This window comes from Rhodococcus sp. EPR-147 (assembly GCF_001647185.1).
In the GTDB taxonomy this organism is placed as follows: Bacteria; Actinomycetota; Actinomycetes; order Mycobacteriales; family Mycobacteriaceae; genus Rhodococcoides.
The window spans coordinates 1-23204 of the sequence record NZ_LVCU01000393.1 but is presented as its reverse complement, the minus strand read 5'-3'; the positions used below and the strand labels follow the sequence as shown (position 1 = coordinate 23204).

Genomic DNA, 23204 nt, shown 5'->3' with positions numbered 1-23204 from the left:
GTCGCCGGGCTGGCCGTGCACCGCCTCGGTCTGAGCACGACGGTGCAGGTGTACGGAGGGTTCGTCATCACGCTCGCGCTGATCTCGGTTCTCGGATTCTCGCTGGCGCAGCGGCGAGATCGATAGTGCACCAAAGCTTGTGAGTTCTCCTCTGCCGAGGGTGAGCGAGTACTCCTACCCGATCGGGTAGTTCGGGCGAGTCGTTGGCAGGGTTCCCGCCTCGAGGTGTTCCCACGCGGTACCGGGCAGGGGAGTGTGGTCATCAGTGAGACGCCGATCACAGAGGAAGGCGTCTTGTACTCACACTCACCGAGGAGACACCGATGGTCATCGAGCTCAACCAGATCTGGGAATTCCCCATCAAGGAGTTTCACCCGCTGCCGCGCGCCAAGCTGGGAGTCGGCGCCCACGACATGATCGGTGTCGAGGCCAAGGAACTCGGATTCAAGCGCTCACTGCTGGTCACGACCGGTCTGCGCGGATCGGGCATCATCGAGGAACTGATCGGCAAGATCGAGTACCAGGGCGTCGAGGTGGTCCTTTACGACAAGGTCGAGTCCAACCCCAAGGACTACAACGTCATGGACGGTGCCGCGCTGTACCAGAAGGAGAAGTGCGACAGCGTCATCTCCGTCGGTGGTGGCTCGAGCCACGATGCGGCCAAGGGCATCCGCGTCGTCGTCGCCCACGACGGCCGCAACATCAACGAGTTCGAGGGATTCTCCAAGTCCACCAACAAGCAGAACCCGCCGCACATCGCCGTAGCGACCACTGCCGGAACGGGTTCGGAGACATCCTGGGCCTACGTCATCACCGACACCTCGGACATGGAGAAGCCGCACAAGTGGCTCGCCTTCGACGAGGCGTCGACACCGACGCTGGCACTGGACGACCCGCTGCTCTACTACACCTGCCCTCAGCAGTGGACCGCGTTCTGCGGCTTCGACGTCCTCGCCCACGGTGCCGAGCCGTACGTCTCGCGGCTGGACTTCGCGCCGTCGCTGGGAAACGCGATCTACTCGATCGGGCTGGTCTCCAAGCATCTTCGTGAAGCTGTGTACGACCCGGGCAACCTGAAGGCTCGCGAGGGCATGATGAACGCCCAGTACATCGCCACACAGGCCTTCAACTCCGGTGGACTCGGCGTCATCCACTCGATCTCGCACGCGATCAGCGCCTTCTACGACAGCGCGCACGGCCTCAACAACGCCATCGCTCTACCGCGCGTGTGGGAGTACAACCTGCCCTCGCGCTACGAGCGTTACGCCGAGATCGCCGTGGCCATGGGCGTGGACACGAAGAACATGACCACCGTTCAGGCTGCCGACGCGGCAGTCGAGGCGGCCATCAGGCTCGCCAAGGACGTCGGAATTCCGGACAACTTCGGATCGATCCGTTCGGCGACGTACGACAAGAACCGGATGAACACCGGCAAGTACGCCGGCAAGGGCGACGTGATCAAGGGCGACGAGAAGTCGGTTCTGAAGATCTCCGAGCACATCCAGGAAGACTGGTGCACCCCGGGCAACCCCCGTGAGGTGACCGTCCAGTCGATGATCCCCGTCGTCTCGCACGCGATCAACGAGTCTTACTGACCGCCACCCATGTGAACGGAACTTCGTAGCAGGGTACGAAGTTCCGTTCACATGCGGCGAAGCCGCCGTTCGAAAGGAAGCACATGACCTCGCTGTCGACAGTGCGTAGCGACGACACCGGCACCGTTCGATTCACCGACGCCGCCGATCTGCAGCGCGCGCTCGGAGAGCAGGACTACATCGCGGACGACGATCTCGCCACCGTGGTGCATCTGGCGACAGCACTCGATCGCCCACTGCTGCTCGAAGGCCCCGCGGGCGTGGGCAAGACCGAGCTGGCGAAGTCCCTGGCCGCGGCGAGCGGACGCAAGCTGGTGCGCCTGCAGTGTTACGAGGGTCTCGACGACAATCGGGCCCTCTACGAGTGGGACTACGCCAAGCAACTTCTGCACGTGCAGATGCTGCGGGAGCACATCGGCGCACTCACCCAGCACGTCACCGACATCGACGACGCCTCGAAGATGCTCGCCGCCAAAGACTTCGGCCTCTACTCCGAGCCTTTCCTCGCCGTGCGGCCCCTGTTGGAATCGGTGCTCTCCGAAGAGCCGGTGGTGCTCCTGGTCGACGAAGTCGATCGCACCGAGGAATCGATGGAGGCACTGCTGCTCGAAGTACTTGCCGAGAAGCAGGTGACGATCCCCGAGGTCGGTACGTTCACCGCGCGCAGCGATCCGTGGGTGATACTGACCTCCAACGACACTCGTGAGCTGTCGTCGGCCCTCAAACGTCGCTGTCTGCATTTCCATCTCGATTATCCGACCGCGGCGCGTGAGCGCGAGATCGTCACTGCTCGTGCCCCCGAGGTGCCCGCGCACATCGTGTCCGAGATCGTGGAGCTGGCAACGGAATTGCGTGAGCTACCGCTCCGCAAGAGCCCGTCGATCTCGGAAGTGATCGATGCGGCTCGTATCGCCTCGGTCCTCGGTCACACCGAAGACACCCGCAAGTACCTGCTCGCGGCCCTGGTTAAGTACTCGTCGGACATGAAGATCGCGCTGGCCGGACCGGTCGCAGAAACACCCTCTGCAGCAACATCACTCGGGACGGTCGTCAACACGACCGCGACGGCCTTCAGAGGGCACGGTGGACGCGACAAGGGTGGCATCGGAATACGACGATGACCGTGCCACAGACGTTCTCGGCGTCGGTGGTGCTCGACGTGCTGGCTGCGGTGTTCGGGCGCACGCTCAGGCGCTTCGGAGTAGCTGCGTCGCCGGCCGAGGTCATCGAGGTTCGACGCGTCCTCGGGCTTCTCGGAGCACGTGACCTGACGGTGTTGCGCGCGGCCTTGCGTGCGACGTGCGCCAAGTACGACCACGAACAGCACGGTTTCGATCTGGCCTTCGAGTCGATGTTCAGGGCACTCGTCGAGAGCGCCACGGACGAGCATCGTTCGCCACTGGGAGCTCAGGTAGCAGGCGGATTGCCGACGGACCTGGACGTCGGCGCAGACCAGGAAGCGGCCAAATACGCCGAATACAACGAGCGTGCGGTCGAAATCGGTGATCTGCTCGACGCCCCGGAAGCGGACAAGGGCTTCAACCCGCACAAGGACGACGACGACATCAGTCTCTCGTCCGAGGACCACGATCTGTCGATCGACACCGACGGCGACATGGGTCGACGGGGAGTCACCTACACCGTCGACCTGGAGCGGTCCGGGTCGACGGCGGCCGGGGAGTTGGCGTCGAGCACCAGCGGAGCTGTTGCGGGACAGCTGAACTGGGAGGATCCGGCGAGCATCCTGGCGTGGTTCGATGCCTACGATCCGAGTAGCGTCTACGGCGACGGGGGTGATTCCGGTCCACTGAGCGCTGCGATGCTCGACCGCATCACCGATGCCGTCGAGGCTTTCGTCGCGGCACTGGGGGATGTGACGGGGACGATGTCGTCACCGGTGCCGGTCGACGGCGCGGCGCAGGCGATCGGCCGGCACGCCGAGATCGAGCGCGCGAGTCACGAAGTGCTCAAACACATGCGGGGCACTCCTCGACCACGTCCACGCGAACATTCACGCGGACCGCTCGACATGCGGCGCACCGTCCGGTCCAGTCTGCGTACCGACGGCATCCCGTTCCGTCTGGTGACGAAAACCCCTGTGCCGGGAAAGGTTCGGTTGCTGGTACTGGCGGACGTGTCGTTGTCGGTCAGGCCCATCACCGCGTTCACCCTGAGGCTTGCGCAAGCCATGCATGCGCGCGCACACCGATGCACGGTGATGGGGTTCGTCGACGCACCGGTCGATGTGACTACCACCTTGCTCGGCAGTACCGGCGACGGCGCACTGGCCGCGGTGCTCGCGGACGCGCGACTGGACCTCGAAGCGAGCAGCGATTACGGCAGAACCTTCACCGATCTGTTGCAGTCACACCCAGAAGTCCTGGACAAGCGCACCGCGGTCATCATCGTCGGTGACGGCCGGTGCAACGGACGCCCGGCTGGCCTCGAGGCCCTGGACGAGATCCGGTCGAAGGTGCACCGCATCGCGTGGATCACCCCCGAAGCTCGTCGTTACTGGGCGCAGGCAGCGTGCTCGATGGAGGATTACGAGCGAATTTGCGACCGGGTCGTCGTCGCGCGGGATGGCGAACAGTTGACCTCGCAGGCGGCCGAACTGGGCCATGCGCTGTCCTGACCTGACCGATCGTGCCGCCTACCTACCCGATCGGGCAGGTAGGAACCTGGCCCGGTGCTGGTGGGATCGGACCGGCCGTGCTCGTAAGGTTGTAACCTGAATCACAGGTCCGAGAGTTCTGGGATCGATGGACAGCGAGGGTGTGGACGGTGGACCAGGCAGCTACGGCGGACGTCGGCAAGGCGCTGCACGACCTCGATGCGCAGCGCAGCCGAGCCGAGACGCCACGAGTTCTCAAATTCCACGCACCCGAGATCGTGTTCGGTCCGGATTCGCTGGGCGAGGTCGCGCACGCGACATGTCGTCTCGGTGGGGTCCGGCCGATGCTCGTCACGGACTCGGGGTTGATCGAGAGCGGCTGGGCCGGGCAGCTGGTCGACCTACTCGTTGCCCAGGGCCTCGACCCCCAGGTCTGGAGCGCGCTCACGCCCAATCCCAAGGACGTCGAAATCGAGGCCGGGCACGGCTACTACGCAGAGAACGGTTGCGACGTGCTGGTGGCGATCGGCGGTGGGTCGGTCATGGATGCGGCCAAGGGGATCGCCATCCTCGCGGGCAACGGCGGCAGAATCCTCGACTACGAGGGCGTCGATCAGGCCACTCGGCCGATTCCCCCGCTGGTGATGGTGCCCACGACATCGGGCACCGGGGCCGACGTCTCGCAGTTCTGCATCGTCACCGACACGGCGCGCTCGACCAAGATCACCATCCTCGGCCGGGCACTCGTTCCCGATATCACCGTGATCGATCCGATGTTGCTCACCACGATGCCCGAATGGCTCAACGCGGCAACCGGTTTGGACGCTCTGACGCACGGAATCGAGGCATTCGTCTCGCTGGGTCACAACCAGCTCACCGACCACCATGCACTTCGGGCCATCACCATGGTGATGTCGCAGTTGGCGCGCACCATCGACGAGCCCACCGATATGGCCGCGCGTGGTTCGATGGCGCAGGCAAGTCTGGAAGCCGGTCTGGCGTTCACGAATGCGATTCTCGGTGCCACCCATGCCATGAGCCATCAGGTGGGAGGACTCCTCGACCTCCCGCACGGGGTGATCAACGGAGTGCTGCTGCCGCATGTCATTCGTTTCAACGCCGCGGAGGATCCGTTGCCCTACGTGGCCATCGCGACGAGCCTCGGATTGCCGGAAGGCAGAGCCAGGCCGGAGGAAGCCGCCATGGCTGTGGCGGACCGTGTCGATCGCCTTGCACGTCAGGTCGGCGTTCCCACCGGTCTGGCACAGATCGGTGTCCGCGAGTCCGATCTGGATGTGTTGGCCACCAACGCTTTACATGATGCCTGCATGTCCACCAATCCTCGCTCCGCCACGCACCGCGAGATGGTCGATCTGTTCAGGAGTGCGCTGTGACGTCCGGACCCGACCTGTCGCTGCTGACGGGGCTGCGTTCGGGCAAGAACACGTTCTACCCACAATATCGTGGCGCGGCCGAACGTTTGGAGCGCGTCGTCTATGCGCTGGAGTTGATTTCACGGGCACTGGTTCGGACGGTCGACGGGCCCGAGACGCTGGTGTGCGCGGTCGCGGAAGCAGCTCGTGCCCATCTGAGCGCACGCTGGGTGGTCTTCGCTCTTGCCGATGGCGCTCTGCCGGATGCCGGTCCTCGTCGACTCGTGCTCGGACCGGACGCCACGCCGTTTCTGGTCGACAACGTCGAGGGGCCACCGTTGCCGGACGACGTCGTCGACTGCCTCGAGTCGATTCGACAGTCGACGTGCGGCGATGGGCAGACACCGGTGATCTCCGCTCATCACGCCTTCGTGCCGATCGCGTTCGACGGAGGCGTCGTGGGTGCTTTTGCGGCGTGGACCGGAGAGCAGCGGGTGCTGGACGCCACCGACGCGGCGGTGCTGAGCATTCTGGCCAGTCAAACGGCGGTGGCGCTGCAGAATTCGGCGCTCTTCCAGAGTCGACGGCAATTGCTCGAGCGGACCGAGAGTGCCTACGCCCAGGCGAACCGCACAGCGGCCGATCTCGCAGCCCGCAATGCCGAACTGTTGCTGACACAGCGGCAATTGGGTGCTGCGCACAGGCATCAGGTCCTCGACGACGAACGCCACCGCATCGCTCGCGAATTGCACGACAGCGTCACTCAGGCCGTGTTGTCCGCTGGTATGCAGATCGAAGTGTGTCGCAGCGAGATCTCGGCCGAAGAACGCAGCGACAGATTGGATCTGGCGAAGGATCTGACGCGTCGAGCTGTGGAACAACTGCGGTCGGCGATCTACGCGCTCAATCATCCGCAGGACGCCGATCGAACGTCGCTTCCGGAAATGCTCGAACAGCTTTCCGTGGTCCACATGCCCGACGAGTTGCAGGTCTCGTTGCGGGTGGAGGGAACCCCCGTCGAGCTGAGCAGCGAGTGCGAGCATGCATTGCTCCGCATCGCCGGCGAAGCATTGTTCAACACAGCGGTGCACGCGCACGCGTCGCGGGCGATTCTTCGGTTGACCTATTCGCTCGATCAGGTGCAGTTGTCGATCGCCGACGACGGCGACGGCGATCCGGCCCACCTGCGAATGATGCTGCACCTGGCCGAGTCCACCGATGTCGACGGCCGCCACCGCGGATTGGCGAACATGGCGGCCCGCACCCGTGAACACGGCGGGGTCTTCGAGATTCGCCGCGCCCGAACCGGGGGTGTGCGTGTGGCAGTGCGCATTCCCTTCCAGGAAAGATCCGAGAAGGGCGAAACACAGTGAGCGTTCCGACGGTTCGCACGGGCATGGGGCAGGTGGCGGCACCTACTGTCCGCATCGTCCTGGTCGACGATCATGCAATTCTGCGCGACGGGCTGCGTTCGGTGCTCGAGCGCGAGTCGGATCTGACGATCGTGGGGGAGGCGTCGACGCGGGAGGAGGGATTGGCCGTCGTCGCGCGGGTCGAGCCCGATATAGTGCTGATGGATCTCAAGCTCTCGGCCAGTTCGGATTACGAGGGCCTTGCCTTGTGCGCACAATTGGCCAAGGCGCACAACGGAATCGGATTACTGGTGCTCACCACTTTCCTCGACGACCGACTCGTGGTGGAGGCGGTGCACGCCGGTGCGCGCGGATACGTCGTCAAGGACGTCGATACCACCGAACTGGTGCGGGCGATACGTGCTGTCTCGCGAGGCGAGAGTGCCTTCGATTCGCGGAGTGCCTCGGCTGTCGTGCGATCACTCAACGGCACGCCGAGCAGCATAGAACGGCTGACCGAGCGCGAACTCGAAGTACTCCGGCTACTCGCGACGGGCCTGTCCAACAACATGATCGGTACCCGCCTGTTCATCTCGGCAACGACGGTGAAATTCCACGTCAGCAACATCATGCGCAAGCTCGCAGTGTCTCGGCGAGCCGAGGCCGTGTACGCGGCGAGTAAGCAGGGGTTGATCTGAGCCACGCCCAAACATCCGAAGGTGCGGGAACCTCTCCGCGCCCAGCCCGCCGGCGTGAGGAGAGTGCACACATTTCGTAACGCGAATGCCTCGGATGACTTACGCCCAAGGCCTACCGTGTGTGCACTCGAATCTATCGCGGAGTGCAACATGCAGTCATTTTGGACAACGAGGGGACTCGGCCCGGCCGATCAGATGAGCTATTGGGCCGATGTTCTCTGCCAGGCATTCACGCCGCTGGCACCGTGGCGATCCCGGGACCACGTCGAACACAGTTCGTCACGTTCAGGACTTCCCGGATGGGTGCGCTCCGCGGCGATCGGGGGTGGCAACGCAGCGGAGATCGCCTCCTGCACACAGCGAATCGATCATGGAAAGCGCGAGGTCGCCCGCGCGGACGAGGACGTCGTCTTCGTCAATCTGCAACTGGACGGGCACTGTACGACCACTCAGGACGGGCGGCAGTGCACGGTCTCCCGAGGTGAGTTCGCCGTCGTCGACTCGACTCGCCCGTACCGGCTGGAGTTCGTCGAGCCCGGCAACGACGAACTGTGGCGAGTGCTGTCCTTCCGACTGCCGCGCCCTCTGCTGGCAGATGTGGTCGGCCCGTCGGCAGCGACGACTGCGCGGCGTTTCTCGAGCTCGTCGGGTTCTGCTCGGCTGCTCAGCTCGTTGATGGTGGAGACCTGGCGGACCGATTCAACGCTGCAGACCGCCGAGCGGCAGATGATCGGAGCGGCCCATGTCGATCTGCTGCGTGCCGTACTGGGAGGGACGCAACGGGACACCGGATGCCCGTTGGACACCGACGAAGCACTTCGGGTCTCCGCAGTTCGGTACATCGACTCCAGGCTTGCATTCGGCCGAGTTCCCGCCACCGATGCGGCCCGCCATGTCGGGGTATCGGTACGCACGCTCCATGCCCTCTTCGAGAGGACGGGAACCACGTTCGGTGCCGTCGTCCGTGAGCATCGCGTCGAAGCGTGTCGGCGTGAGCTCGCTGATTCTCGGGACACTCGATCGATCGGAACGATAGCGGCAGCGTGGGGATTCTCGGATTCGGCGCATCTGGCCAAGACCTTTCGATCGCGCTTCGGATGCAGTCCGGTCGAATACCGCAACTCGGTGCAGACAGGGGAAGTGCCGCAGTCGGCGCAGGGGTGAATCTTTCTGTTCGACAGTGCAGAACGGTACCGATGACGGCGCAGTCCGGTACAAGACCGGGATGCGTCGGGCCGTGAAACATGGTGGGTAGGGCAGCGTCGCCCGATTCCGTTCTTCACCCCCCACCAGGACAGACATCGAGGAGTCTCACATGACCCTGAGTTTCGAGCTCAGCCCCGAGCAGATGGCAGTGCGCATGCAGGCGCGGCAAGTGGCGGACGACATTCTGAGCGAAGTAGCGCCCGCTATTTCCTCCATACCGCGCCCCGAGGATCGCTTCTACGCGTTGCACCCGGTCTACAAGCAGCTGGCCGGTCTCGGATTCGTCAAGGGACTGGTCCCCGATCAATACGGCGGCGCGTACTTCGACAATCTCACCTTCGCGCTCGCGGCCGAGGAACTCGCTCGGGTCGACATCAACACTCCGACGGCATTGCTGGGCACGGGATTGGGACTCAACCCGATCATCAACTTCGGTACCGAGGAGCAGAAGAACCGCTGGCTCCCGTTGTTCTGCGACGGCGAACCCAGATTGGCTGCGATCGCCTACACGGAAGTCACCGGCGGGGCCAATTACGACTCGGAAGACCCTACCGTCGGAATTCGGACCTTCGCGCGTCGCGAGGGCGACGAGTGGGTCATCAACGGTGCCAAGCACTACACCACCAATGCCTCGGGCTGGGACGGTCAGGGTGCCGACCTGATCAGTGTGGTCTGCCGTACCGATCCTGCACTGCCGCCGTCGGAGTCGCTCGCCGTCATCGTCGTGGAGAAGGGAACGCCCGGGGTGGAGATCACCGACATGATCGACACCATCGGACATCGTGCCACCAATTCGCCGCGGGTGGAATTCCGCGACGTGCGGGTGCCGGTCGGCAACATCGTCGGCAAGCCGGGCGACGGGTTGGATATCGTTGCCACTGCCTTCTCCTGGACCTGCTCGTCCATCGCTGCCGCGTGCGTGGGCAGGATGCGAGCTGCATTCGACTACTCTTTGCACTTCGCCAAGACCGACCACCGCTCCGGTCCGGTACCCGTCATCGAGTATCAGAATGCCGGATACATGTTGGTGGACATCAAGACTCGCATCGAGGCGGTCCGCTGTTTCGCGTGGAAGGCTGCGGACCATTTCGACCGTACCGGCGGACGCGATCGCGAATTGGCCAACGAGGCAAAAATTTTCGCGTCAGAGACGGCCGTGCAGGTCGTGTACGACGCCATGCGTCTCGTCGGCGTCGATGCGTACACGAACCTGACACCGATCGCGGCGATCATGGAAGACGTCCTGTGCTTCCCGGTCTACGACGGCGGCAACATGGGGGTCCGACGGCGCAACGTCCACAATCTGCTCAGGGCAGACGGATTCGATTCACTCGCTGCAGCGGAGAATCGACTGTCGGTACCCGAGTACGCCTAGGTCGACGGAGGCAGTGGTGTCAGGATCCATTGCGATCCTGACACCACGTCGGCGTTGCGATGTGGTACTCCCAGCGGCCTGTCAGACCAGTTGGGGGGTCGAGGTCTTGTCGATCACGAGCCACCCACCGTGGTGCTCGAAGGTCCGAAATACGCGGCCCGAGGACCGACCGAGCTCGACCAGTGATGCCTCGTCGAATGTGCGGACGTGTCCGTGGCAGGCGGTGGTCTCGGTCTCGAAGGGCACGGCAACAACGACACGGGTGCGCGCGATGCGTAGCGCTTCTTCCACTATCCGGGAGCCGGTCTCGGCGTCGACGTGCTCGAGGAGATGCACTGCAGTCACGGTGTCGGCACTGCCGTCGGCAACGGGAACATTGGCGGCGTCGCACACCACGGTGTCGAGCGTGATCCCGAGGTGTGGGGCCACGGTGGCGAGCAACCGCATGGTTCCGGCCGACAGGTCCGTCGCAGTCACCGAGTGGCCTTCAATCGCCAGCCGCAGTGGAAAGAAGCCGAAGCACGAACCCAGGTCGAGCACCGACCCGACGATCAGGTTCTCCGCCTGTTCGTGGACAGGCGCGAAATCGGCGGTGCCCGAGAGCAGCTCGTCCAACGAATTGCGGTAATAGGTGGCCCATGCGTCGACCGGATCGGCGACCGTGGTGCGGACTATCCCGACCAACACCAACTCGAACTCGCGCTGCGAAAGACCTACATGGCGGGCCTGTGCGGTGACCATCGGAACCAGGCGCTCACCGATACCTGCAGACGTCAGGCCGTGGCAGACCTGCACGGTCGACCCTGTTCGGACCGCGTCGAACCCAAGCCCGGGGAGGTGCCGAACCACCACGTTCTCGTGAGCCCAGACTCCATCCGGGCTCGGTGCGAGTGCATCCAACTCGGTCATCGAAAGCCATTCTGTTCGTCGGCCTCTCGGCGAAGCCGTCCCTTCGCACACCGTCGAGCGTTCCACACGACGGTGTGCGAAGGGACCGATCCAGGGAAGATCGGGCCGTTCGGAGGACGTGGACCCCACGCGCCGGACGGGCCACTGCCTACCCGGAAGGTCAGTTCGTGCAGATGGCCGGCAGGTTCCCGACGTCGTGCCGGTCTCAGTCCACTTCCTCGCCGATCCACTGTGCCAGCAGATGGTGGATGTGCCGGATCTTGACTTCCTGGTATCGAGCCAGCGGGAGCGTCTTCGACTGCGCCGACTGCAAGCCCTTCTGCACCTTGGGCATGTTGTACGCGTCCTGGTCGAACACCCGCGCCGAACTGCCGAGCACCGTTGCTTCCAACCACGACTGCTCCGGTCGCAGCCACTGGGTCTTGGCAGGCTTGGGCCGTTCGCCCTTGAACGGTGCCAGTAGGTACACGTCCATGATCGAGGTCTCGTGGTCGTCACCGTTGGGTCGGAATCGGTAGACGATGCGTTGGTACGCGCCCCATGGATGAAAGTTGGGGAACACGGTGTAGTAGATGCTGTCCAGTGATTCCGCGTCGGACATGTTGTCCGCCTTGACATCACCGATGATCTCGCGCAGACCCTCGCGGGCCAGCATGCCGGACATCTCCCGCGCGGTCACACCCTCGGGGAGCGTCACCATCGGGTCCTCGTCGATGCGCGCATCGATCATCGAGTCGAACATCTCCTGCTCGGTCGGGACGAAGTTGATGTGCGGGCTCGGTACTCCGTTCGCCGTGATGCCGCGGTTGAAGTTGCCCCAGCTGTCGTACTGACTGTTGGAGTCGCCGGTTCCCACGACCCGCTGCGGGTGAGTGGTGATCACGTGGAAGGCCTCGGAGAATGCCTCCTGCGCAATCTTCCAGTTCGCCTGGATGACCTGAGCGACGTGCGCTTGGATGAATCGGTCTTCCAGAGGCCACGCCTCGAAGTGCTTTCCGAGATCGCCGAGGAAGCTGTCCAGTGATTCGGATTCGGGATCCATGTTGACGAACACGAAGCCACCCCAGGTGTCCACCTTGACCTGTGGCAGGTCCATCTTCGACTTGTCGACCTGTGGAAAGTCCCAGGCACAGGTCATCGACTTGAGCGAGCCGTCGAAGCTCCAGGCGAAACCGTGAAAGGGACAACGTATTTCGTTGCCGGCCGGACCGTCCTCTTCGCGGAGGGTACGGCCACGGTGCAGGCACGAGTTGTAGAACGCACGGATGCCCATGTCCTTACCGCGGACGAGCAGGATCGACTTTTCGCAGATGTCGTACACGAGCGTGTCACCCGGCTCGGGGATCTCTTCCTCGCGGCACGCCATCTGCCATACCTTGTACCAGACCCGGTCTCGTTCGAGTTCGTGGTACTTGCGGCTGATGTAGCGCGATACCGGCACGAAGTTCTGGTCGGCGTATTGCTCGTGAGATTCTTCGCGCAGGATGTCCGGGACCGGGTGCGTATCGGTCTCGAGCAGTCGCTGATATCCCGTCCCGTTCTCGACGGGTGTTTCGGCGCGCTCGTCGATGTCGGTCACAGCTTGCCTCCCTGTTCCAGCGTGATGGCGAGGGCGTCCTGCGCCTGTTTGTCGGCCTGCATCTTCTCGAGCAGTTTCGCGGCGCCCATGAAGCGCCGGTTCTGGGTGATGGGGACGGGAGCGCGAGGACCGAGACCCACCCATCGGGCCAGCTCGGGATCGACCGCCTTCACCTCGCCGTGGAGGTAGCGACCTTCCGGATCGAACGTGCCGGTCTTGCCGTCGCGAGTGGTGACCAGGACGTTGAAGTCGTCGTCGAACTCGTAGATCGCGTGGCTCATCGGATGCTTGATCTGTCGCATCGCAATCTCCTTGATGATCAGTTGCGGTGTTACTTAATGTTCTATCCATAAACTGTAACAGTGAACGGTGACGATGAGCACACTTTTCTTTACTGCTACTCCAATAACTATCGCCGAGCGGCCCAGAGAAGTGCTGCCCCCACGAGCCGGCGGTAGACAGGGTTCGACAGAGTGGGTGCCGCGTCGCCCGGTTGCAGGTATGCGAGTCGGCTACGACCGTTCGTCTTCGTCCACCCGACCAGCGACGACCCTGGCGCGTGCTGCCACCCCGTGCGTTCGTCTCGCCTACCCGCCATGGCCGCCGCGGTCGAGAAGTGAACGGCGTCGGTCATCTCGGCGTCGGTTCGCAGTAGCGGTGTCACATCGTCCTCGAAGACTTCGCACAGGTAGGTCTCGTCGATCAGGTCGAACGACTCGGGAATCCCTGCGGCGATCGGGTGGTCGTGGTCGACGACCGAGATGCGCTGCGGAACCGCGTGTCGATAGCCCGAATCGGGGCGCTCGACACCACGCACCACGCCCGGTCGATACAGGTAGCGGCCGCCGACGAATTCCGACCACTCGTCCCAGGCTGCCCATGATGCGATGGCATGGTGAAGAACGACATACCCATGTCCGGACTCCGGAGCCGCCCTCACCTTCTCGCGTAGGGAATCGGGGGGCGCGGACGGCTGGGGCAACGTGCCCGGCATGTCGTAGTGCAGCGAGACGTCGAATGCTGTGGTTCCGGGATCCGCGTCGGGGTGCTCGAACCAAGTGACCTCGCCCGGCATGGACTCCAGAAATTCGGCGAACGCGTCACGATCGAAGGAGTGTCCACCGGAAAAAGCCGCGATACGCATGAGGGACGTCCGTTCAGAGTTTCGACTGTTGTTCCAGTCAAGTTACTCGACAGTGGTGGCTGCCCGTCGGAGCTTCAGCGACCCTCGATCATTTTCGCGCACACATCGGTGGTGGCCGACCGGAGACGCGACACCGCGATGTTGGACAACGGCCCGCCCTCGATCCGCAGGGGCTGGATGGCGATGGTCGTTGCGATCATCGTGCGTGCTCGCAGCGATCGCGCCGCGTGCTGCGCCGCGGCCGATCGCTTGTTCGCCGGTACCTCGGCGTCGGGGAAGTAGTCGAAGGCGCGGCGGACGTGCCTGTCCTCGTATTCCTTCGTCAGTAGACGCGTGCCCGGCGTGGCACCACCGGCCACCTGCAGGAACAGCATCCGAGCCGCATTGGGATGTTCTGCGGTCCAGTCCCATACGGCGTCGACGACATCCTTGAACGCAGCAGCATCGGCCTCGGTGTCGTCCGGTCGAACCGCCTGGGCTGCGGCGGTACTGGCGTCCATCGCGTATCCGAGTGCTGTATCGAACAGCTCTTCCTTGCTGGCGAAGTGGTAGTAGACCGCAGTCGGGACCATGCCTGCTGCTTCGGCGATCTCCTGAATCGACGTCTCCGCGAATCCTTTGCGAGAGAAGACACGCACCGCTGCCTGGACGATGAGGTGGCGGCGAGAGGGTCGGTGGGCAGATCCTTTGAGGGATTCGTTGTCCGGCTCGGACGCGACGGGAGAATCGACGGCAGTCTCGAGCTGGGAACTCTCGTCGACTTTCGACGTCGAGCTGCTGGTTCGTCTCGGCACAGCGTCCTCCTCGGCACCCGGGTCACTGCATGGTGCCATGATCTACGTCATGGCAGCAAAGGCAGTGAAGCCGAAATCGACGGTGACGGCCCCGGCGGACAAGGGTGCCAAGCGTGCGGCGCACCGGCCGTCGCGGCGCGAAGTAGTGGTCGACGCCGCCATGCATCTGTATTCGGTCAGGTCCATCGAGGACGTCACCGTGGCCGATATCGCCGCTGAGGCCCAGATGACGTCGGCGGCCGTCTACTACCACTACCCGTCCAAGGACGAGGTTCTGCTCGCCGGGTTGCGTTTGTTCGCAGATGGTCTCCTCGACGAACTTCGCGCAGAGATCGCGGCCGATCCGGACGCTGCTCTGGGTGACATCATTTCGTCGTTGCTCGAGTGGACGGATCAGCACCGCGCTGCCGCATTGGTGTACTTCACCCGATCGCCCGGCTGGAGTCTGTCCATCGAAACCCTGCGAAGAGAAGTGCGTTCGGTGATGTTGGCGCTGTTCTCGGCCGAACTGCGCACTCGAAGCGGCATAGCGTCCAAAGCGAAGCAGGGTGCCGCAGCTGTTGCGTTGACGACCCTGCTCGAAGTGGCGGCCTCGTCGTGGCTCACCGAGGACGCGGTTCTGGCCGACCTCGGCCGACGTCGGTTCTCCGAGGAGGTTCGCGAGCTCGCGGCCGACATCTCCAGCGTCTGACGGGGGATCTCGCGGTACCGATTTCGCGAAGTATCTTTAGAGCGACGACAGTTTGTGGTTGACTTGCTTCCATGCCGCGCGCCAGGTCCATCGATCTCGACAATCCCTTTGCCCCGTTGACCGGGCTCTGTGAACTGATCCTGGTTCGGCATGGTGAGCAGATACTCAGCAAAGAACTGAGCGCCAAAGAGACCGTCGACCCACCCCTGTCCGAACTCGGTGAGCGCCAAGCGGAGGCGGTCGCGAACCGACTCGCGCGCACACGGGTGGATGCGGTCTACAGTTCCCCATTGCGTCGCGCACTGCGCACCGGCACTCATATCGCGGGTGAGCACGGGTTGGAGCCCGTCGTGCGTGACGAACTCTCCGAATACGAACCGTGGCAGAAGTTTCCGGCCGACCAGTCTCCCTTCGAGGTGCTACCGCACGAAGAGGTCGCGGCGATGTTCCGTGATCACATTCGTACGCGTCGCTACGGTGCGTTCACCTACGCCGAGGACGGCGCAGAGTTTCGGGCGCGTGTACTCCGGCAGATCTCGTCGATCGTCGACGCGCATCTGGGCCAGCGAGTGGTGATCAGCTGCCACGGCGGTGTCATCAACGCCGTGCTCGCCGACGCATTGGGCAGTGCATTCGACATGCCGGTTCGAGTCCACCACACCTCGCTGAGCGTGGTGCGCGGTGCCGATACGCGTCGCGCGGTGCAATCGGTGAACGATTTCACTCATGTGCTCGACTTCCAGACGCACGTCGGAGCCATGAATCTTTAAGTCCTGCAGTCGAATCAAATTACAGTCAAGGAGTCTCACATGGATCTCGACCTTCGTGGAAAACGTGCAATCATCAGTGGCGCGAGCCGCGGTATCGGCCTGTCGATCGCCCGCACACTCCTGGCGGAGGGAGCCTCCGTCGGAGTGTGCGCCCGCGGCGAGGAGCACCTGAACGAGGTTGCCGGAGAACTGTCCGCTTTGGGCACGGTCTTCCACAAAGCGGTCGACGTGGGCGACGCCGCCGCGGTTGCATCGTTCGTAGAGGATGCAGCCGGTGCCCTCGGCGGAATCGACATCGTCGTGGTCAACGCTTCTGCCGCAACAGGCAAGGGTGCTCAGGCATGGCAGAACAGCTTCGACGTCGACCTGATGAGCCTGGTGAACTTCATCGAAGCGGCCAAGCCACACCTCGAGAAGTCCGACGCCGCGTCGGTGGTCACGATCAGCACGACGTCTGCGCTCGAGGCCGGACCGATCAGCACGGCCAACAGCTACGGTGCACTCAAGGCCGCTGTCCTGCAACATTCGTCGGCTCAGGCCCGCGCACTGGGACCTGCCGGCATTCGAGTGAACGCGGTGTCACCTGGCCCCGTCTTCTTCGAGGGCGGTGCCTGGGACACGATCAAGACGAGTCGTCCGGCACTGTACGAGGCCGCTCTCGACGCGGCTTCGCTCGGTAAACTGGCTGCGGCGCAGGACGTTGCGAACGCCGTGACCTTCCTCTCCTCGCCGGCCGCCGGGCACATCACCGGTATCAACATGGTGGTCGACGGCGGATTCACCAACCGCTTCGATTTCTGAGCGCGGCATGGCACAGAAGCTGACGGGCAGCGCCGACGTTCTGATTCTCGGCGGTGGTTCGGGCGGGTACGCCTGCGCGTTGCGGGGCGCGCAGCTCGGCCTGTCGGTCGTCATGATCGAGGCAGGCAGCCTCGGCGGCACGTGCCTGCACACCGGGTGCATCCCCACCAAGGCGCTGCTGCACGCGGCCGAGATCGCCGATTCGGTCCGGGAGGCATCGACTTTCGGGATCGAGGCAACCCTCGGCGGCGTCGACATGACTGCTGTGAACAAGTACAAGGACGAGGTGGTTGCCGGCCTGTACCGAGGACTGCAGGGGTTGGTGGCGTCCCGTGAGATCGAGCTCGTCGCCGGTCGCGGCCGCGTCGTGGACGATCGCACCGTGGAGGTGGAACTCGCCGACGGCGGAATCGGCACGTACCGAGGTGAAGCCCTGGTGCTGGCCACCGGCTCGCAACCGAAGTCGTTGCCGGGCCTGAACATCGGCGGTTCGGTGATGACCAGCGATCGTGCTCTGGACCTGGATCACGTTCCGGACAGTGTCGTGGTGCTGGGCGGTGGCGTGATCGGATGCGAGTTCGCCAGCGTCTGGACTTCGCTCGGTGCGCACGTCACCATCGTCGAGGCCGCGGCAACGCTGCTTCCTACGGAGGATCCGTGGACGACCAAGCAGATCGAACGAGCCTTCCGTAAACGAGGTATCACTCTACGTACGAAGACTGCGTTCAGCGGAGTCACCGAACGACCGGGCGGCGGCGTGCACGTCGATCTCGACGACGGATCGCAGATCGAAGCGGACCTGATGCTCGTGGCTGTCGGGCGCGGGCCGCGTACTGCCGACATGGGGTTCGAGGAGTCGGGAGTCGAGCTCGACCGGGGGTTCGTCGTTACCGACGAATGGCTGCAGACGACGGTTCCCGGGGTCTTCGCGGTCGGCGATATCGTGGCCGGTCCGCAACTGGCACACCGCGGTTTCTCTCAGGGCATGCTGGTGGCCGAGCAGTTGGCAGGTTTGGACTGCACACCCGTCGAGGACACCGGAATTCCGCGGGTCACCTACTCGAACCCGGAGGTTGCGTCGGTGGGATTGACCGAGAGCGAAGCCGCGAAGCAGTTCGGCGAGGTCATAACGGTGGTCTACGACCTCGCCGGTAACGGCAAGAGTCGGATTCTGCGCACGTCCGGTGGGGTCAAGCTCGTCCAGGCGGGACCGGAGGGTCGCGTGGTGGGAATTCACTTGGTGGGCGAGCGTGTCGGTGAACTGATGGGGGAGGCGCAGCTCATCTACAACTGGCAGGCGACCGCAGGGGACGTCGCCCAGCACGTACACGCTCATCCGACCCAGGCAGAAGCTCTGGGGGAGGCGCACCTCGCGTTGGCGGGGAAAGCGCTGCACGCGCACAGCTGACGAACAAGGAGAAGCGATGCCTGGACCGGCAGGCCGGCTCGATGCCGTTCTCGTGTGCGGAGGGCAGTGGCACGACTTCGATTACGCACGCCTGCAACTGTTGTCGTCCCTGGCCGAGTACGAGCACGTCCGTACCAGAGTGTTCGAGGACTACGACTGCATCGAGGCGCTGGCTACGGCCGATCTCCTTGTCACTTACACCTGCAATCGAGTTCCCGACGACGCGCAGCAAGATGCTCTGGCCCAGTTCGTCTCTCGTGGTGGCCGCTGGCTCGCCTTGCACGGCACGAACTCGGCGATCGACAGGACTGCGCCCGGTTCGCCGAGCAAGTACGTGACGCCACGAACTCTGGGCACGATTGCGCCCGTGCTGGGAAGCCAGTTTCTCGGACATCCTCCGATTGCGCCGTACACGGTCGAGATAACCGATCCGGCGCACCCGCTCGTGGCCGGAATCGATTCGTTCGAGGTGACCGACGAGCTCTACGTCAGCGAGCTGCATCCGCCGATCCAGATCCTGGCGCACACTCGATTCGTCGGTGAGTCAACGGGTTTCGAGGAAGGGCACACCGCCGACGACGAACCGCGTCCGGTGCTCTACCTCAAGGATCATGGCCGGGGGACCGTGTGTTACTTCACGCTCGGCCATTGCCGAGGACGATTCGATGTGCAGGATCTCGGCATCGACGATCTGGGCCGGGTGGACCGGGGGAGCTGGACGGTACCTCAGTTCCTCACCGTGTTCGAGCGCTGCCTGTCGTGGGCTGTCACCGGAAACGGTGCGACGGCCCACGACCGACCGGTGCTCAGATGATGTCGACGGTGTCGAGGACCTTCTCGGCGTAGGCTGCGTCGCCCTCGATCGAAACATGCGCTCGCCAGGGACTTCGGGTGGTGCCCCACAGCACGAAATCTGTTGCCGACGAGCGAACCACGGTGTCGGCGCCCGTGATACCTGATTCGACCGTCAGAAGTTCGGAACCGGGCCGGAGGGTCCATTCGCCGCCGCCTGCACCGGTGAGGTGCACGCCGAGCGGCTGGTCGAGGACGCTGCTGACCGGGGTACACATCTGCGGTAGGCCGGTCCACATCCAGTCGACGGCGGTGCGGACCAGGTCGTCTTCCGGATCGGGAGTATCGCGTGTCACCGGACCGTCGGGTCCGAGCAGGTCGACGTAGAGGTGGCACCACATGTCGAACGCGAAGGCATCCGAAAGCTGATGGGTGCGATAGGTTCCCAGATCTGTCAGTGTCATCGGCGTCGATGCGAGCTCGCTGCTCTGCATCGCTTCGAGTACTCCGAGTGCTCCGGCCGCGTTGGACAGGAATTCGTCGGCAACCTGCGCGCTCGACCAGTCTCGTCGGGCATCGACCAGTAGGTTCTGCGCCTGTTCCGCGGTAGTCGGCACGGGAGCCGACGGGTCGTGAGGCGGCGGGTCCACCATGACCCTGAAATTGGATCCCGTATGCGCGACCAGGTCTTTGACGGACCACCCGGCGCAGCGACTGGGAGCCGACCACTCCTCCGCGGTGAGCCCTCTGATCACCACCGAATAGCGTTCGGCGAGTTCGCGACTGGCAGACAATCCGGCTGTGCTCATGCATGACTCCGTCGTTGTTGCACCGCTGGGGTGATCATCAGTAGGACGCAGTTCCGCCGTCGACGCTGAGGATGGCTCCGGTGATTCCGGCACCGGCGTCCGAGGCGAGCAGCATGGCCATCGCCGATACTTCTTCGATCGTGTTGGGCCGCTTGATGGCCGACTCCTCGGCGAACAGTGCGACCATCTCGTCGAACGACATTCCCATCGCCGCGGCGGTGCCGGGACCGTTGTTCTTGATGATGTCGGTGATGACGAGTCCGGGACAGATCGAGTTGACGGTGATGCCCTGGGTGCCGACCTCGCGGGCGATCGACTTGGTCATGCCGTTGATGGCGTGCTTGGCCGCGACGTATGACGTGAACACGGGCTTGCCGTGCTTGCCTTCGACGGACGAGATGTTGATGATCCGGCCGTACTGGTTGGGCAGCATGTGCTTGAGTGCTCGACGGGTGGCCCAGAAATTGGAATTCAGGTTCCAGTTCATCACCAGTGTCCACTCCTCGTCGCTGAGATCGACGGTGGGCTGCAGGTCTTTTGCGCCACCGGCGTTGTTCACCAGAACGTCGATTCGACCGAAGGTGGCGACCGTCTGCTCGATGAAGTTCTCTACGTCCGCCTGAACGGTGACGTCTCCCGCGAAGAATGCAGCGCGATCTCCGACACCGAACTCGGCGAGGGCCTTGTCACCCTTCTCGGCCGACCGGCCGTTGAGTGAGACCTTCGCGCCCTCGGTCAAAGCGGCCTCCGCGATGCCGCGACCGATGCCTTGGGTGCCGCCGGTGACGGCAACAACTTTGTCTTGCAGTTTCATCGAAGTTCTCCTCGGAAATGTCGGACAGGATCTCGAACAAGTAACTTGTCATCGTCTACAGTCTTGCATGTAGAGTGGCGGAAGTCACAGCAATGTGCAGGACGAATCAAAAAACTATCCATCGAGACGTCGACGGTGACGTCAGAGACGAGAAGCGACATGTCCGAACAGCGTTGGTTGGTCGATACCGAGCCCAGCACCCGTCTCCCCGTGTACACCCGCTTGAACGCGAGTGACGTGCTGTCGGACCCGATCACGCCGCTCGGGGCGGATCTGGGTTGGATTCAGAACATCCTGCCGGGATGGAACTTCGGCTATGCCAGCTTCGGTAGCTACTCGTTGGCCGAGTCGCCCGATCCGACGGCGTCGGCAGCCATCTTCTACGGACATCTCTATGTGAACATGTCGATGTCGCGTCTGACCGGCATTCGGGGCGGACTTCCCGTCGAGTTGGTCGATCAGCTCTGGTACGGCGGAGACCCCGATATCCCTCCCTACGTGGCGCACCCGGACGACGAGAACTCGGACGCGAGCCGCCGACTGGAAGCCCGAAATGCCTGGGCTCTCTCGACCGAGAATTTCCCCGAATTGGAGGAGGATCGAACGCTTGCCGATCGCCTCCGGAGCGAACGGCCGGATCTGTCGGTGCTGACCCCGGCTGCTCTCGTCGCGCGAGCACGCTCGGTGATGCCCCTGGAGAGAGTGGCCTGGCGCGGCGAGGTCGTCGCCACCAACTGCTCCGCGGTGGGCCCCGCCGTACTCGGTCAGTTGCTCGGTGCCGAGCATCAGGACCTCATCGTGACCCTCGTGGGTTCCGCCGGCGATGTCGATTCGGCGCTGCCGTCGTATGCACTGTGGGATCTGGGCCGACTGGTGCGGGCGAACGACACGCTGATGGGCGCCTTCGACGAGGGTGTCCACGGTGTCGGTGCGCGCGTGCACGGGATCGACTCCGAATTCGACACACGGTTCCAGCAGTTCCTGCTCGACTTCGGTTACCGCGGACCCAACGAATGGGATCTGGGATCGGTGTCGTGGGAGACCCGCCCCGAACTTGTACTCGGTCTGATCGACCGACTTCGGCTGCAGGACGACGCGGCCTCACCGCATGCGCGGCTGGCCGACCATGCGTCGGCCACCGACAAGGCGCTGAAGGAAGCCGCGGACATCGTCGGCGACAATGCCGAGGGGCAAGCAACTCTCACCGCTGCACTTGCGTCGGCTCGTCGTTTCGCCGCGTGGCGAGAGCGGGCGAAGACCAACTGCATCAAGGTCTTGCACGAAGCGCGGGTTCCGCTCGTCGAGCTCGGACACCGACTGTTCTCGGAGGGTCGTCTCGAATCGGCCGACCACGTGTTCATGGCTGTCGACGCCGAACTCGACGTACTGGCGAGTGCGCCAGAGTCGATCGCACCGACACTTGCACAACGCCACAGCGACTGGAAGGAACTGTTCGGGCTCGAGCTGCCCACGTTCCTCGACGGACGCGAGGCGTTTCCGCCGTTGTCCTCCCTAGGCCGCAAAGGCCAGTCGGCCGTCGAGCCCGTACGGGTGGGCGATGTGCTGCAGGGTTCGGGCGCGTCACCGGGAGTCACCCAGGGCCGCACCAGGGTGATCACCTCGATGGCGGCACTCGACGAGTTCGAGGTCGGTGAAATTCTCGTTGCGCCACAGACGGATCCGTCGTGGACACCGTTGTTCATGGTCTCGGGTGGCGCAATCACCGACGTCGGGGCGATGGGTTCCCACGCGATGATCGTCAGCCGCGAACTCGGCATCGCTTGCGCCGCAGGAGTTCCAGCGGCAACTCGCCGCATTCCCAACGGAGCGCTCGTGGAGATCGACGGGTCCAAGGGCACGGTCACCATTCTGGAGCTGCCGTGAGTGCCGGTGTAGTGACCGCGACGCGGGCAGTCTTTCTCGCCGAACGACCCTCGGGCGAACCAGAAGTTCGGCACTTCGACGTTCGCGAGTTGCCATTGCCCGAACGCACTGCGGATCAGCTTCTCGTCCGCAACATCTTCATGAGCGTCGACCCGTCGACTCGGGGCCGCCTGGGGACGTCGAACATGCAGTACACCACCAATATCGAGGTGGATTCTCCGCTCGACGGCTCGGCGCTGGGGGTGGTGCTCGAGGGCACCGACGACGTGCCCGCGGGTTCCTACGTTCGGCATCGACTCGGCTGGCGTGAACACGCGGTGCTCGACACCGCAGCGGCCACGGTGATCGACCCACGCGGTATCGACCTGCACCACTGGCTCGGAATACTCGGCCAAACCGGATTCACGGCGTACTGCGGACTGCAGCGCGCGGGTGAGATCCGAACGGGAGACACGGTGTTCGTCTCCGCAGCGGCAGGCGCAGTGGGCAGCGCTGCGGGTCAGTTCGCGAGACTGCTCGGTGCGACGCGGGTCATCGGTAGTGCCGGGGGACCGGACAAGGCGGCATTGCTGCGTGATCGGTTCGGGTTCGATGTG

At 63.9% G+C, this 23204-nt stretch carries 21 protein-coding genes and 1 pseudogene; 15 read left to right on the top strand and 7 right to left on the bottom strand.

Annotation, left to right across the window (positions count from 1 at the left end; translation table 11 throughout):
- Positions 1-323: 323 nt before the first annotated feature.
- From mdo to A2J02_RS17505, 8 genes are all read left to right on the top strand, one after another.
- Entirely contained in the window at positions 324-1595 is a 1272-nt protein-coding gene (gene mdo / locus A2J02_RS17540) for an NDMA-dependent methanol dehydrogenase (protein ID WP_068051611.1), read from the top strand.
- An 83-nt stretch (positions 1596-1678) separates the two neighbouring features.
- Positions 1679-2716 (top strand): MadB family AAA-type ATPase, encoded by a 1038-nt coding sequence (locus A2J02_RS17535; RefSeq protein ID WP_068051608.1) that lies wholly within the window; start codon positions 1679-1681, stop codon positions 2714-2716.
- A complete protein-coding gene (gene madC / locus A2J02_RS17530; protein ID WP_068051606.1) occupies positions 2713-4230 on the top strand; it encodes a MadC family VWA domain-containing protein in 1518 nt (505 codons plus the stop codon). The genes A2J02_RS17535 and madC overlap by 4 nt, the downstream gene beginning before the upstream one ends.
- 185 nt (positions 4231-4415) lie before the next feature.
- A complete protein-coding gene (locus A2J02_RS17525; RefSeq protein ID WP_068051617.1) occupies positions 4416-5603 on the top strand; it encodes an iron-containing alcohol dehydrogenase in 1188 nt (395 codons plus the stop codon).
- Positions 5600-6955, top strand: coding sequence for a MadS family sensor histidine kinase (locus tag A2J02_RS17520; RefSeq protein WP_068051604.1), 1356 nt, complete (start codon positions 5600-5602; stop codon positions 6953-6955). The genes A2J02_RS17525 and A2J02_RS17520 overlap by 4 nt, the downstream gene beginning before the upstream one ends.
- A gap of 23 nt (positions 6956-6978) precedes the next feature.
- Positions 6979-7632: a MadR family response regulator transcription factor gene (locus tag A2J02_RS17515; protein ID WP_032405004.1), complete on the top strand. Its 654-nt coding sequence runs from the start codon at positions 6979-6981 to the stop codon at positions 7630-7632.
- Between the two features lie 150 nt (positions 7633-7782).
- A complete protein-coding gene (locus A2J02_RS17510) occupies positions 7783-8796 on the top strand; it encodes a helix-turn-helix domain-containing protein (protein WP_082898992.1) in 1014 nt (337 codons plus the stop codon).
- A gap of 151 nt (positions 8797-8947) precedes the next feature.
- A complete protein-coding gene (locus A2J02_RS17505) occupies positions 8948-10213 on the top strand; it encodes an acyl-CoA dehydrogenase family protein (protein ID WP_068051600.1) in 1266 nt (421 codons plus the stop codon).
- Between the two features lie 81 nt (positions 10214-10294).
- Here the strand turns inward: A2J02_RS17505 and mftM are convergent, their stop codons facing one another.
- From mftM to A2J02_RS17480, 5 genes are all read right to left on the bottom strand, one after another.
- The gene (gene mftM / locus A2J02_RS17500; RefSeq protein WP_068051598.1) at positions 10295-11122 is read right to left on the bottom strand and encodes a mycofactocin oligosaccharide methyltransferase MftM; all 828 of its coding nucleotides are present in this window, start codon (positions 11120-11122) and stop codon (positions 10295-10297) included.
- 205 nt (positions 11123-11327) lie between these two features.
- Positions 11328-12701: an aromatic ring-hydroxylating oxygenase subunit alpha gene (locus tag A2J02_RS17495; RefSeq protein WP_068051596.1), complete on the bottom strand. Its 1374-nt coding sequence runs from the start codon at positions 12699-12701 to the stop codon at positions 11328-11330.
- Positions 12698-13003, bottom strand: a complete 306-nt coding sequence (locus A2J02_RS17490; RefSeq protein ID WP_052047385.1) for a hypothetical protein — start codon at positions 13001-13003, stop codon at positions 12698-12700. Before A2J02_RS17490 ends, A2J02_RS17495 begins: the two co-directional genes overlap by 4 nt.
- A 107-nt stretch (positions 13004-13110) precedes the next feature.
- Complete coding sequence (locus A2J02_RS17485; RefSeq protein ID WP_068051594.1) at positions 13111-13845, bottom strand: ThuA domain-containing protein; 735 nt, start codon at positions 13843-13845, stop codon at positions 13111-13113.
- Positions 13846-13919: 74 nt separating this feature from the next.
- Positions 13920-14639 (bottom strand): TetR/AcrR family transcriptional regulator, encoded by a 720-nt coding sequence (locus tag A2J02_RS17480; RefSeq protein WP_231893959.1) that lies wholly within the window; start codon positions 14637-14639, stop codon positions 13920-13922.
- Positions 14640-14688: 49 nt separating this feature from the next.
- Here A2J02_RS17480 and A2J02_RS17475 point away from each other — a divergent pair, with 49 nt between their 5' ends.
- The 5 genes from A2J02_RS17475 (at position 14689) to A2J02_RS17455 (ending at position 19123) form a co-directional block, all read left to right on the top strand.
- Positions 14689-15330, top strand: coding sequence for a TetR/AcrR family transcriptional regulator (locus tag A2J02_RS17475; protein ID WP_068051613.1), 642 nt, complete (start codon positions 14689-14691; stop codon positions 15328-15330).
- 71 nt (positions 15331-15401) lie between these two features.
- A complete protein-coding gene (locus A2J02_RS17470; protein WP_068051592.1) occupies positions 15402-16100 on the top strand; it encodes a histidine phosphatase family protein in 699 nt (232 codons plus the stop codon).
- A gap of 39 nt (positions 16101-16139) precedes the next feature.
- Positions 16140-16901, top strand: a complete 762-nt coding sequence (locus A2J02_RS17465; protein ID WP_068051590.1) for an SDR family NAD(P)-dependent oxidoreductase — start codon at positions 16140-16142, stop codon at positions 16899-16901.
- A gap of 7 nt (positions 16902-16908) precedes the next feature.
- A complete protein-coding gene (lpdA, locus tag A2J02_RS17460) occupies positions 16909-18309 on the top strand; it encodes a dihydrolipoyl dehydrogenase (RefSeq protein ID WP_068051588.1) in 1401 nt (466 codons plus the stop codon).
- Positions 18310-18325: 16 nt separating this feature from the next.
- Positions 18326-19123: a ThuA domain-containing protein gene (locus A2J02_RS17455; protein ID WP_068051586.1), complete on the top strand. Its 798-nt coding sequence runs from the start codon at positions 18326-18328 to the stop codon at positions 19121-19123.
- Here A2J02_RS17455 and A2J02_RS17450 read toward each other — a convergent pair.
- Both A2J02_RS17450 and A2J02_RS17445 read right to left on the bottom strand, forming a co-directional pair.
- Complete coding sequence (locus tag A2J02_RS17450) at positions 19116-19910, bottom strand: maleylpyruvate isomerase family mycothiol-dependent enzyme (protein WP_068051583.1); 795 nt, start codon at positions 19908-19910, stop codon at positions 19116-19118. The genes A2J02_RS17455 and A2J02_RS17450 overlap by 8 nt on opposite strands.
- A 37-nt stretch (positions 19911-19947) precedes the next feature.
- Entirely contained in the window at positions 19948-20724 is a 777-nt protein-coding gene (locus A2J02_RS17445; RefSeq protein WP_068051582.1) for an SDR family NAD(P)-dependent oxidoreductase, read from the bottom strand.
- A gap of 159 nt (positions 20725-20883) precedes the next feature.
- Here A2J02_RS17445 and A2J02_RS17440 point away from each other — a divergent pair, with 159 nt between their 5' ends.
- Complete coding sequence (locus A2J02_RS17440) at positions 20884-22608, top strand: PEP-utilizing enzyme (RefSeq protein WP_068051581.1); 1725 nt, start codon at positions 20884-20886, stop codon at positions 22606-22608.
- Positions 22605-23204, top strand: a pseudogene (locus A2J02_RS17435) (NADP-dependent oxidoreductase); the annotation flags it as partial. The gene A2J02_RS17440 and the pseudogene A2J02_RS17435, both read left to right, overlap by 4 nt.